Annotated in this window: 8 protein-coding genes and 1 tRNA gene; 4 read left to right on the top strand and 5 right to left on the bottom strand. The window is 69.9% G+C overall.

Annotation, left to right across the window (positions count from 1 at the left end; genetic code table 11):
- Nucleotides 1-4 precede the first annotated feature (4 nt).
- Together HHX41_RS37750 and HHX41_RS37745 are read right to left on the bottom strand one after the other, a co-directional pair.
- A complete protein-coding gene (locus tag HHX41_RS37750) occupies nt 5-1,141 on the bottom strand; it encodes an acyl-CoA dehydrogenase family protein (RefSeq protein WP_182909769.1) in 1,137 nt (378 codons plus the stop codon).
- Nucleotides 1,142-1,155: 14 nt separating this feature from the next.
- Nucleotides 1,156-2,598, bottom strand: a complete 1,443-nt coding sequence (locus HHX41_RS37745; RefSeq protein WP_211593221.1) for an aldehyde dehydrogenase — start codon at nt 2,596-2,598, stop codon at nt 1,156-1,158.
- A 364-nt stretch (nt 2,599-2,962) separates the two neighbouring features.
- Here HHX41_RS37745 and HHX41_RS37740 point away from each other — a divergent pair, with 364 nt between their 5' ends.
- Together HHX41_RS37740 and HHX41_RS37735 are read left to right on the top strand one after the other, a co-directional pair.
- Nucleotides 2,963-3,967 carry a bifunctional lysylphosphatidylglycerol flippase/synthetase MprF gene (locus HHX41_RS37740; protein WP_169988188.1) on the top strand — a complete coding sequence of 335 codons (1,005 nt, stop codon included), beginning with the start codon at nt 2,963-2,965 and terminating at the stop codon, nt 3,965-3,967.
- Between the two features lie 46 nt (nt 3,968-4,013).
- Nucleotides 4,014-4,098, top strand: a tRNA-Arg gene (locus HHX41_RS37735).
- A gap of 45 nt (nt 4,099-4,143) precedes the next feature.
- Here the strand turns inward: HHX41_RS37735 and HHX41_RS37730 are convergent.
- Nucleotides 4,144-5,646, bottom strand: a complete 1,503-nt coding sequence (locus tag HHX41_RS37730) for a helix-turn-helix transcriptional regulator (protein ID WP_182909768.1) — start codon at nt 5,644-5,646, stop codon at nt 4,144-4,146.
- 102 nt (nt 5,647-5,748) lie between these two features.
- On the bottom strand, nt 5,749-6,807 hold the full coding sequence (locus tag HHX41_RS37725; protein ID WP_182909767.1) for a ParB/RepB/Spo0J family partition protein: 1,059 nt from the start codon (nt 6,805-6,807) through the stop codon (nt 5,749-5,751).
- Nucleotides 6,808-8,357: 1,550 nt separating this feature from the next.
- Here HHX41_RS37725 and HHX41_RS37720 point away from each other — a divergent pair.
- Nucleotides 8,358-9,791, top strand: a complete 1,434-nt coding sequence (locus tag HHX41_RS37720) for a condensation domain-containing protein (protein ID WP_182909766.1) — start codon at nt 8,358-8,360, stop codon at nt 9,789-9,791.
- A 65-nt stretch (nt 9,792-9,856) separates the two neighbouring features.
- Here the strand turns inward: HHX41_RS37720 and HHX41_RS37715 are convergent, their stop codons facing one another.
- On the bottom strand, nt 9,857-10,396 hold the full coding sequence (locus HHX41_RS37715; protein ID WP_182909765.1) for an SSI family serine proteinase inhibitor: 540 nt from the start codon (nt 10,394-10,396) through the stop codon (nt 9,857-9,859).
- Nucleotides 10,397-10,607: 211 nt separating this feature from the next.
- Here HHX41_RS37715 and HHX41_RS37710 point away from each other — a divergent pair, with 211 nt between their 5' ends.
- Nucleotides 10,608-11,732: a trypsin-like serine protease gene (locus HHX41_RS37710; protein WP_169988178.1), complete on the top strand. Its 1,125-nt coding sequence runs from the start codon at nt 10,608-10,610 to the stop codon at nt 11,730-11,732.
- The last annotated feature ends 259 nt before the right edge of the window (nt 11,733-11,991 follow it).

The raw sequence follows: 11,991 nt of genomic DNA, 5'->3' as shown, positions 1-11,991 counted from the left end.
GTCCTCACGAGACGCGCAGGACGTCGCCCTGGAAGTACGCGGCCAGGTGCCGGCGCGTACCGGAGCGCGAGGGCGGATGGAAGGTGACGCAGTGGGCGGCCGCGGCGAGGTAGGCGACCTCCGGCGAGGAGATGAACGCCATCCCGCCCAGCGCCTCGACGGCCCGCTTCTCGGCGTCCAGGATCGCCTCCTGCGCGCCGTACCGGGCGATCATCGCCTTGGCGAGGGCGGCGTTGTCGCTCTCCCGCGCCATGAGCTGCGCGGCGATCCTCTCCAGCAGGAGCGTGGCCGTCTCCAGCCGCACGCCGAGCTCGGCCGCGAGGTCGGCGCCGAGCTTCCCGCTCGCCAGCGCCCGCTCGGCCAGCGCGCTGACCATGCCGAGATAGCAGGAGGTGATGAGCATCTCGAACCACATGAAGCCGACGGTCTGCAGCTCGTCCAGCTCGCCCTGCTCACCGACCTCGGTGGGGACGAGGAGGCGGTTGTCGACGTACACGTCGGTCAGCCGCACCTCGTCGCTTTCCGCGCCGGCCAGCACGTCGCTCCCCCAGAACGGATGCACCGACAGCCCCGGCGTCTCCTTGGGGACGAGCATCAGCATGACCTCGGACCCGCCGTCCTCGCCGGGCACCGCGATGCTCGCCGAGAGCAGGTCCATGGAGCGCGACATGCTGCAGGGCCGCTTGGACCCGTTGACGACGACCCCGTCCTCCTTGCGTACGCCGGTGACGGTGGGCGACAGGATGCCCTGGCCGGGGTTGCCTTCGGCGAACGCCGAGGACACCAGCAGGTTCTGGGTGGCGATGCCCTCCAGCAGCGCCCACTCGACTCCGCTGGAGCGCAGGCTCTCCGCGAGGGCGAAGATGGTCGCCACCGAGAAGTGGTGCATCGTCGAGGCCACCGACAGAGAGGGGGCCGCCGCGCCGATCGCACGGGTGACCTGGATCGCCTCCATCGGCGTGACGCCGCGCCCCTCGTACGCCTTGGGGATCACCAGCCCCGGCCCGCCGCTCGCCTTGAACAGCTCGAGCGCGGGGTTGCCCGGCTTCTCCAGCTCGAGCAGCGGAACGGCCGCCAGCTTGGCCAGCAGGCCCGGCAGGTGCCGCTCACAGACCGCGCGTGCTTCATCCATCGTTCGCATGGAGCCGCCCCTCCTCAGGCCGCTGACCCGGATTCGCCGGTGACGATCGAGATGCCCTGCAGGTGCGTGGCCCGGAGGGCGGGATAGTTGGCCTCGCCGAAGGCGCCGCCGGTCAGCCCGGTGCCGCCGTGCGACGGCAGGGGCGCGGTGAACGCGATGTGCGAGTCGTTGACCTTGAGCAGGCCGCCTCCGGCGGTCTCCGCCACATACCTGCCGATCACGGATTCGTCCCTGGCCCACAGCGAGTTGCGCAGGCCGTACCGGTTGGAGTTGACGAACCCGATGAAGGCGTCAAGCAGGATCTCGTCGTCCGCCGGCTCGGGCACGACGACGGGCAGCAGCGGGAAGAACGTCTCCTCCCGCACGGCCTTGAGGTCGCGCGCGCCGCCCAGGCCGTCGATCCGGAGCACCGTCGGCTGCAGGAAGAACCCGGAGGCGTCCGGAGTGCCGTCGATCTGCATGCCCTGCCCGCCGGTGACGACGGTGGCACCGGCCTCGACCGCCTCCGCGAGGAACTCGTCGAACCGGTCGTGGCGCAGCACCGGCGACAGCAGCACGCCGTCCTCTTCGGGGTAGCCGGGCCGCAGCGCCTCCGCCCTGGCCGCCACCCGGCTGATCAGCTCGTCGGCCACCTCCGGGTGGACCAGCGCCTGGTTCGGGACCATGCAGAGCTGCCCGGACCCGTAGAAGCTCTCCGTCAGCGCGGCCGCGGCCGCGTCCAGGTCGGCGTCCTTCCAGATCAGGACGACGTCGTTGCCGGCCAGTTCGAGGATCGGCTTCTTGCCCATCTCGACGCAGCGGCGCTCGATTTTCAGCCCGGTGGGGGTGTCGCCGAAGTACATGATGTCGTTGACGTGCGGGCTGGCGATCCAGGTGTCGAGCATGCGCCCCGGGCTGCCGCAGACGATGTTGAGCGTGCCGGGCGGGGCGCCGAGCTCCTCCAGGGTCGGGACGATCATCGTACGCAGGACGTGGGAGACGGCGAAGGGCGCCGCCCGGGGCGCGCGGACGACGACGGCGTTGCCCCCCGCGATGCTCACGGCGCCGAGCAGCGCGCTGACCAGCGGCGCGTTCGCGGGCGGGCTGACGCACACCACGCCGTCGGCCTGGCGCCTCACGATGTTGCGGCGGCCGTCGACCGTGAACTCCTGCCACAACTGGCCGCGCAGGAACTCGACGGTCTCCGCCCTGGTCAGCTCCAGCATCCCGGACAGCTCCCAGCGCGCCAGCTCCACCGGGTGGCCTTCCAGGGTCAGCATGTGGATGAGCTCGTCGCGCCTGTCCAGCAGGACGCGCCGGATCAGCCCGGTCCAGGCGTCGAGGCGCGTGGACAACGGCGCCGACCGCCAGATCTTCGTGGCCTCCGCCGCCGCGGCCAGCGCGTCCTCGATGGTCTCGTCCTCCGCCAGCGCGACGCGGCCGGCGATCACGCCCGGCGGCGCCTCGTCGAGGGACATCACGCCGGATTCCAGCCTGCGTTTCAGCGTCAGGCTGGCGAACGAGTCATCCAGAACCGCGCGCGGCCGAAGGCTGTACACCCATTTGCCGCTCTCGACGTCCTTACCTCGAACAAAGCTGCCCAACGAAGGCACTCGTTGGGTTTCGGTGATGTTCGCCGCCACCACGACCCCGCAATCCGCGTTCCAGGCGTTTCTGACAGCCGGTGGCGCGTTTTCGAGGCGCACCGCCGAGGACATGCTTCGCAAGTATTGGAGCCGGCCCTGACACAGCCCTGACATGACCGGGGGCGCGGCGTCGACCCGACGTCAGAGGAGGTCCCTAGGGTCGGGACCGACGAACTCCGAACCGTTGGGAGCAGGCATGAAGGCGCCCGACTCGCCCCGGTTGCAGAGCCGGGACGACATCCTGTCCGGCCTCGAACGGCACGCGGACAACCCGAGCGCGTTCCTCGCCCTCAACCGCGGCAACGAGTACTTCGCCTGGCCAGGGATCGACGGTTTCGTGTGCTACCGGCCGCACGGACGCAGGTGGCTGCAGTTCGGCGGGCCGTTCACCGGCGCCGCGACCAGGAAGGAGCTGCAAACCAGGTTCATCGAGCACGCCCACGCCGGCGGCCGCCGTGTCATCGGCGTGCAGCTTCAGCGCGCGGACGCGGAACTGTTCGCCGAGCTGGGATTCACCGTGAATCAGGTCGGTGCGTCCTATGCCGTGGAGCTGGCGGATTTCAACCTGCGCGGAAAACGGTTCCTCAAACTGCGCAACAAGATATCCCGCGCGTTGCGCGCCGGCCTCGAGACAGCGGTCGTGGACGCCACCCGATACGCCGAAGACGTCGCCGAGATCGACGCACGCTGGCTGCGCGACAAGGGCCGGCACACCAAGGAGCTGACATTCCTGATCGGCGAGATCGGCGGGGAGTGGCAGCCGCTGCGCAAGCTGTTCCTCGGGACGATCGGCGGCAGGCCCGTCGCGTACGTCTCCTTCGCCCCCGTGTACGGCTCGCGCCCCGGCTGGCTGCACGACCTGAGCCGCCGCCTGCCCGACTGCCCGCCCGGCGTCATGGAGGCGATCAACTTCCACGCCGTCGAACACTTCCGCGCCCTGGGCACGCCCTGGCTGCACTTCGGCTTCACGCCCTTCACCGGCCTGGACGAGGAGCACGAGCTGCCGACGGCCAGCGGAGCGGGCGCGCGGATCATCCGGCTCATTGCGGACCACGGCGATCGTGTCTACCCGGCGAAGAGCCAGCTGGAGTACAAGCTCAAGTGGGGTCCGTCGGCGATTTTGCCCGAGTATTTCGCCTTCGACGGCGGACTGTCGCCGCGGTCCCTGTGGGCCCTGGTGCGAGCGACGAACATCCTGTGACGACGAACATCCTGTGACCGGGAGGGATCCCGGCGACGCGGGACAGGGAAGGGTACTCGAAGCGGCCCAACGAGGACCGGGGCGACCCGGTCGGGTGAAAGCCCACGCAGGTTCGAATCCTGCCCCTTCCGCTCCGTGATGACGCGAGCCCGGGCGTGGTGATCGTCCCGCCCGTCCTACCGCGGCTCGGCGTCCCGCCCGGGCCCGAGCCCGGGCGCAGGCACCGGGCCCGTCTGCGCGATGAGCCGGCAGAGCTGGGTGCGGCTGGACACGGAGAACTTCCGGAAGATCCGCCGTAAGTGGAAGTTCACGGTGTGCGGTGAGAGCCCGAGCTCGTTGGCGACCTGCCGGTTGGTCATGCCGCGCGACACGAGAGTCGCGACCTCGCTTTCCCGGGCGGTGAGCGTCGGCGGGCAGGCGGGCCTGGCCGCCGACGCGGCCTGCCGGGCCGGGCGGACCCGGGGCGGCACCGACGATCTCTTCGGCTCCTGCGACGTGGCGAGAGCGGCGCCGGTTCCGGGACGGGCGCCGGCGTCGAGGTCCAGCGGCAGCGGGAGCGACCGGCCGTCGCCCCGGTACACGGCCCGCGCGTGCTCTTCGGCGACCGCGAGCAGCTGGACCTCGCGGTTGTCGCCGGCCAGCCGTTCGATCGCGCACAGCGCCCGCTCGGCCAGCGCGGCGTCCCCCGCCCGGAGCGCGACGGCCACCAGCCAGGCCGGCCGGGTGACGTCCTCGGCGAAGCACGCCGACTCGGTCGCGAGGAGATGCCACCGGTCCCGGATCTCCTCGGCGCCCGCACGCGGTCCCTCCTCCGCGGCCACCAGGGAGATCTCGGCGAAGGCCGCCCGCGCCCTGGTGTCGGCCGGAGTGTGCTGCCCGTTCCGGGCGTGGAACAGCTTGAGGCACGCGGCCGCCTCGTCGCGGTTCCCGAGACGGAGATGGGTCACGGCCGCCACCGAGAGCGCGAGCTCGACCCCGATTATCGATCCCCGGCGCTGGGCGACCTCCAGCGTCTCGGCGACGGACGCCAGCGCCTTCTCGAACGCGCCGGCCTGCAGGTGCAGGGACGACCGCAGGGCTTCCACCACGGGCTCGAAGGCCAGCAGCCCGGAGTCGTGGACACATGCCTCGACCTTGCCGACCAGCCTGTGCGCCTGCCCGCGGAGATGCATGTCGGTGAGCTTCTTGGCCAGGAGGACGAGGGCGTAAAGGTGCCATTGGCCGCAATCGTGCCGGGACTGCTGGAGCGCGTGCTGGTTCAGCCTGAGCCCCTGGAAGAGCCGGCCCGAGTGCCAGAGCCGGTCCGACTCGATACAGAGGTGGACGACTTTGGGGGGTCCGGGAACGGCGAGGAGTCTCTCGTCGACGTCCGCCTTCCAGCGGTCGGGATCGGGGCCGACCACGGACTGCAGGAGCATCCTGAACGCCGCGATGCTCGTGTAGGCGGGCTGTGACCTGTCCAGATCGGCCAGAACGGCCTCGATCAGGCCGAGCGCGTTGACGAATTCCCCCCGGACGAAGCTGATGTTCGCCTGGTTGAGCCGCTCGACGGCCTCGCAGTCGACCAGGTCCTCGTAACCGGAGGCGATCAGATACAGGACGTCGCTGATATACGAGGGGGCGGCCGCGGCGAAATCCAGCGGATTTCCGCCCGTGCCCGCCATCTGCGTCTCCTTCATATCCATCTTCCCTCGTCGGCTGCTTGTCCGGTGCGGTGCGGATTGCGCGGGAATCGGGCCGGGGAGGCGGCGTGCGCGGTCACGCGGAGAGGCCGAACGGATCTAGACCGCCGGACCGTCCACACCCGGTGACGACCGGAAGTCGGGACCCGCCCGGGTCCGGCCGTTTCCGCGCCACGACCCGGATCGGCGTCTCGGGGAGCCTTTCCCCCGATCGGATTCGGACCCGCCCACATCGCGCAGACGGCACGCGAGATCCCGCCATTCGGCGGCGCACCTGTCGGCCACGGCGGCCAGGACGAAGGCGGTGTGCGGGGGCAGGCCGTCGATGACGCCGGCCCATTCGCGGGGCCGTAGGACCCGCGAGAAGAACCACCGGATGGTGCTACGCCCCGACTCCGTGAACCGGAGCGACGGATCCTTGCTCAACCGCCGCAGCACTCCGTCGATGGACGGCTCGGGGATGTGCGGCTCGGGAATGGACGGCTCGGTCACCTGGGCGGCGACCTCGCCGGAGGCGGCCCGGTCTTCCTGTCCGGCCGTCTTCCCGGCGTCCGGTGCGGTGTCCTTCTCCTGCAGCATGCGTCTGCGCACTTCGCGCACGGTGTTGGGAGAGACCCCGGCCGCGCGGGCGAGTTGCCGAAGCGAGGCGCCGGGATTCTTCTCCACCAGTTCCTGCACGTGCTTACGCCCGGCGCTGCCGTTCACCGGCCGCATACGGCCGTCCCTGCCCATGCGTTTCCCGGGCTCCTGGCCCGGAGGTATCGTCCGGTCCCGGATGTTCTTGACCGTCGCCGCGCTCAGTCCCGTGGTCGCCGCCACCCAGCGGTCCGACCGGCCCGGGAAGTAACGCAGGATCTCGACCGCCGCGGCCGCTCTGTCGGCGTACGAGAGCGGCAGACCGTGTGCGGTGTTGGCCCGCACCGCGAGAGCGAACGCCTCACGCTCGTCCCCGGTGAACAGCACGGCGTGGATCGTCGTTTCGCCACGCCGCCTCGCGGCCGCGACGCGGTGCATCCCGTCGATGATCCGCATGGACGGGTGATGGACGATGATCGGCGGGAGGGCGACCCGTAGCTCTGCCAGCACACGGGTGTGCTCGACGTTCTCACCCTCGAGACGCAGCGACCTCGGCGGCAGCAGCGAGCCGATCGACAGCACCCGCGACCTCGCAAGTGAGGGCGGGACCGGAAAATCGCTCCACCGGCCCTCGGCGGCACAATAACCATCCGGATCCGAACCGTTCCCACGATTTTCTTCCATGCGTCATCACCCGTATGCAGAATGTGAGTCCAGTCCTCCCCGGCTTTTATCCGGCGGCGGACGAGTGCGACGTGGCCGGCCGGGCGGCACACCGTCCGGTGACCCGGCGGATACCGGCCGTATTCCATTTGCTCCCGACCGTTTCAGGAAAACCCACAGATCGGCGCACGCAACTCCGGACGACACCCGCGGTGGCGATGAGGACCGGAGTCGCGCCCCGGAGAGTCGCTCACGTCACGCCTGCACATAATCCTGTCAACGGACCGCCGTGTGATCTCGGCACCCTCCGGCAGTGCACAACGAGCCTCCCGATGGTTTCATTGGCCGGTTTCATTCCTCGACCGACGCATGCTAAGCACGCCCCGGCGGCGGAGGCAATGTGTAAGCAGAGGAATCGGCGCCGACCAGATCAGTGTTTTCGCTGTGGACCGATCCGAATTCGGGCTCGTGCGCAATCCGAGTGGTGATTGTGCGGCGGATGCGACTTGTGCGACACAATCCGGTGCGTCCGCGGAAGGAGCAGCGCGTCATGACACCGCTCCCACAGAACGGGCCGGAGGGCCGGGAACCGGCGCCACGCCCGGCAACGGGCGTCGCTCGCCTGACTGCGGACAGATATTGCCTGCTCATACCGCTCGACGGGTCGCCTGATCAGCGCCCGCCCGGCAGGCGCCGCCGAGCGGAGACGGCCGGGTGAGCCCGCGGCCCGGACGGTTTCCGCCCCACCGCGTCACCGCCCGGACGGCCCTGTCAGTGATCGGTACGGCGAGAGACTTCACTGGATGAGCGTGCCGAATAAAACGATTCGACGACGCCGCGCAGGGCCGGTCAGAATGAACGCCGGACGCGCCTGCCACAGAAATGTATTTCGACGTTAACCCGGAGCCGCGCAAAGTGTCAAGTTCGGCTGTGAACAGCACCACGGCGCCGAGGGGTCCCGGGCTGTCACCGACCGCAGTCCGGCTTGCACGCCCCGCAATTGGAATTCGCCGGCATCAGCCTGGCACGTTCCACCATCACCATCCGGAAAAAGTGTGCGAGTGCACAGCCGTACAGTTGCACACCGGCGACAGGTCTGAGCACGTACGGGCGGCCGTACCGTCCCGGGACGGTACGGCCGGCCTTGACGGGCCGGCGGGGCCGCGAATACGTTGACGATATTGCTATAGAGCGATCAGCCATTAGCACCTGCTTCGTCAAGTCACGCTCATCCTCGCCGTTCACCGCCCGAGTCTTTCGGGACCTCTCACCCTTCGTGCGCACGCACAGGATAGGGACGGGCGCGGTACGCGAAAGCCCGCACAAGCGTTGGCTTTCCCGCGCTTGTACTTGAAAAGGCAATCACCGCTGAGATCGCCGAAGGCGTCGGCTCGATCGCCGACGCCCCTCCGGGACCCGCACTCGACGACGGGGGAACCCAAACCATGAGCAGATCGCGGGAAGGCTCCGTGAGAACCGACTTCGGCACGGGCATCCGGAAGGGCGGGCCGCCGGGCGTCCTCCCCCGGCCGGCGGGTGAGACTCGGCGGCGTCCGAGCCGGGCCGGCGACGACTCCCCGGGGAAGGCGCTCACGACGCCGTCGTGGACCTATCCCATGACGCTGGAACAGGAGTCGATATGGCTCGACGGCCGGCACGGCGACGGGCCGTCCCACCACCTCGAATCCTTCGCTCTGGAGCTACGCGGGCACGTCGACCGGCAGGCCGCCGCCTCGGCGGTCGCCCGGATCGTGGCCCGTCACGAGGCACTGCGAAGCCGGTTCGTCCTGGACGGAGACCAACTGCTCCAGGTCGTCCTGCCCGCGCGGAACGTGCCGGAGATGGCCCACCACACGTGCTCCCCCGAGCAGGCCGCGGTGAAGCTGCGGGAACTCGCCCGGCGGCCGATCGACCTGGCCGCGAGCCCCATGCGCGCCACCCTCCTGGAGATGTCGCCCGAGGCGATGATCCTCTGTGTCCAGTTCCACCGCGTCGTGGCCGACGACTGGGCCATGCGCACCTTCATGCGGGAGTTCGCCGAGCACTACCGCGCCTGCGTCGAACACCGTCCCCTACGGTCGGCGCCGCCTTCCATGCAGCCCGGTCCGTACGCCATCCGGCAACGCTCGACGCCACGCGACCCGGCGGCGCTGACCTACTGGCTCGACAACCTGCGCGGCCTGTCTCCCGACACGGCGACCACGATTCCCCCGACCCTGGCACCGGGAGCACCGCCCCACTGCGACCGGGTGGCGTTCGCGCTCGACGCCGCACTCGCCGAGAACCTCCGCGCCGCCTGCCGCAGGCTCCACACCACGCCCCTGGTTCTGCTCGCCGCGACGACGGCCCTTCTCCTGCACGCCGCCGGCGGCGCACGCGACGTCATCGTGGGCACTCCGGTGTCCTACCGGGGCGCCGCCGACCGCGATCAGATGATCGCCCCGCTCACCAGGCTCCTGCCGCTCCGGCTGCGGCTCGCCCCCGGCCAGTCGTACGCGGACCTCGTCAGGCAGACCAAGCGGAAGGTCCACGAGGCCCTCGTCCACCGGAACGTGACCCAGCACGACCTCGTCCGGCTCATCCGCAGGTCGCGGTCCGGCGCCATGCGACTGTGCCGCACTCTGATCGTGGTCGACGAGCCCGGGCGGCCACGCATCGACCTCCCGGGCGCGACCGCCCGGCGGCTCCGCGTGGGGCCGGGGCTGCCCTGGGCCGACCTCAGTTTCACGTTCGTCGTCGACGACGGCGAACACCTCGGCTTCCTGGACTACGCGGCCCACCTGTTCTCCGCCACGACCGCGCGGCACCTCGCCGAGACGTTCCGCACACTGCTGACGTCGTCCCTCGGCGACCTCCACGGCGGTGGCCGCCAACCGGTGGATCCGGCGAGAGCGGACACCTGACCGCGCGGCCATCGCGTCTTCGACCTTTACGTCCCCCGTACGCCGGGTGCGGTTTGCTGCGCGTGTCAGAAGTCGAACAGTTCCCCGGCGGCCGACCGCTTCTCACAGTCGTTGCCGAAGGTACGCCGGAACTGGAAGTACTTCCCGTCCCAGATGCCGCTGGCGGTGACCGTGACAGGTGCGTAGATCATCGTGCAGGGCTCGGTTCCGTTCACCCGCAGGGCGCCCGGGTCGCGGCCCGACCGGTTCAGCCAGGCGCACGCCTTCTCCGGGGCGGGGTGTGAGCCGCCCACCGGAGCGCAGTTCAGGAAGGCCGACCGCGTCGCGGGTTCCGGCTGCTCGCCGTCCGCGATGGTCAGGATCACCGCCCGCACCCGGGAGGCCGGCGACCGGGCGGCCCGCAGGGCGATCTCGGGTGGCGGCGGAGCCGGCAGGGTGGCCCTCCGCGCCGGCGCCGCACCCGCCCTCGCGGGCGTCACGGGCCCGAGCGGCCCGGATCGGGCGATACTTCCGCCGTCGCCGGCCGCGCCGGGATGGGCCCAGGCCTGGGCAGAGGGGCCGGCGGCCAGCGCCGCACCGGCCAGGAGAACAAGCAGCGGTTTCATGCGATCCCCCCGTTTCCGCTGGTGACCAGCGTTCTCAGGGGAGCCCCCGAGGGCAAGCGCCCACTCCGGACCGCAACGAAATCTGACGTACCACAGACCACATCGGTTCCGCTGGATTCATAACGAGCTGGGCAAGAAGGGATGCCACAACCGTGTGGATCTGGAAAAATCACCCCTTACTATCCATATCTCCACAACGAGAGGTCCCACGGTGACCAGGAAGCTGACACTCGCCGCCGGTGGCGTCGCCGCCGCGAGTGCGGTCGCCGTGCTGTGGAGTCAGGGACCCGCCGTTCCCGCGACCGCCGCGTCGAGCGTCACCACGACGACGGTCTCCGCCGCGGCGGGCATCGGCAAGAACGGGGTCAGCGCCTTCCCCCTCGCCCCCCGTCAGGCCGACGAGCAACGGGTGGCGGCGTACTGGAGCCCGGAGCGGCTCAAGCAGGCGAGCAGCTACGTGCCGAGCACGAAGCCGTCGCCCTCGACCAAGAGCACGCCCTCCCTGGTGGAGGTGGGCCCGGGGGACGCGACACCGCGCGCGGTCGCGCCGCGCGCCGCGGCGCCCCCTCCCGCTGCCTCCCCTCCGATGGTGGGCAAGGTCTTCTTCAAGGTCGGCGACAAGGAGTACTGGTGCTCCGCCTCCGCGGTGCACTCCGCCCGCCGCAACCTCGTCGCCACCGCCGGGCACTGCGCGTACGCGCTGGCCCAGGACAAGACGGTGGACAACTGGGTCTTCATCCCCGGCTACCACGACGGCGTCGCCCCCTCCGGCATCTTCGTCGGCCACACGCTCTACATGCACGAGGACTTCGCCGGCCAGGGCGACTTCGACCGCGACTACGCCTTCGTGACCGTGCACCGGGGCTTCACCTGGCAGCCGTACGTGGAGAACGGCAGGCTCAAGTACCGGTCGGTCGACGTGGGCCGCCTGGAGGACAAGGTGGGCGCCTTCCATTTCGCCTCCGGCAAGCCGACCGGACAACCGACCTCCGTCTTCGGCTACCCGGCCGGGGCCCACCCCGACGGCAGCCGCCCGTACACCGGCCAGACGGTGAAGTCCTGCGACGGCACCACCGAGAAGAAGTTCGTCAGCGCGCCAACATGGCAGCTCGAACACGGGGTGCGGCTGCCGGGCTGCCCGTTCACCGCCGGCGCGAGCGGCGGCCCGTGGGTGATCGGCTACGACGCCGCCAAGCGGACCGGTTACCTCACCGGAATCACCAGCCTGACCTGGAACCTCAGCGGCGGCGGACGCCTCGACGCCGTCTCCACGCCGTACTTCAACCAGCTGACGCGACGGGTGTACACCCAGGCGAGCAAGCAGAGCACGGGCTGACTCTCCGGGCCTCGACAGGCTCCTGTGTGATTCACGTCACACCCCGCCATCCGATCCGGCTGCGGACAGTGCGTGATTTGACACGGAAGGCATCCGAGTGGACCTGCACTGATGTCACGGCATGATCTCGACCCTGACAAGTCCTGTTAGGAGTCACAGAAAAGTCACGGACACCACACCCCAAAAACCACGTAAAAATCGAATAAAGGCGAGAGGTACTGTCTTTACTAGCCCTTTACACACGGGTGGGACGCATGTG

The organism is Microbispora sp. H13382, assembly GCF_014161445.1.
Classification (GTDB): domain Bacteria; phylum Actinomycetota; class Actinomycetes; order Streptosporangiales; family Streptosporangiaceae; genus Microbispora.
The sequence above is the reverse complement of the archived record's forward strand: the minus strand, read 5'-3'. Positions and strand labels throughout refer to the sequence as shown.

What these genes read in the sequence shown, in the direction of transcription:
- HHX41_RS37745 (WP_211593221.1), bottom strand. Translation starts at nt 2,598, where the DNA reads ATGTCCCTCGACGAGGCGCCGCCGGGCGTGATCGCCGGCCGCGTCGCG.
- HHX41_RS37730 (WP_182909768.1), bottom strand. Translation starts at nt 5,646, where the DNA reads ATGAAGGAGACGCAGATGGCGGGCACGGGCGGAAATCCGCTGGATTTC.
- HHX41_RS37750 (WP_182909769.1), bottom strand. Translation starts at nt 1,141, where the DNA reads ATGCGAACGATGGATGAAGCACGCGCGGTCTGTGAGCGGCACCTGCCG.
- HHX41_RS37715 (WP_182909765.1), bottom strand. Translation starts at nt 10,396, where the DNA reads ATGAAACCGCTGCTTGTTCTCCTGGCCGGTGCGGCGCTGGCCGCCGGC.
- HHX41_RS37740 (WP_169988188.1), top strand. Translation starts at nt 2,963, where the DNA reads ATGAAGGCGCCCGACTCGCCCCGGTTGCAGAGCCGGGACGACATCCTG.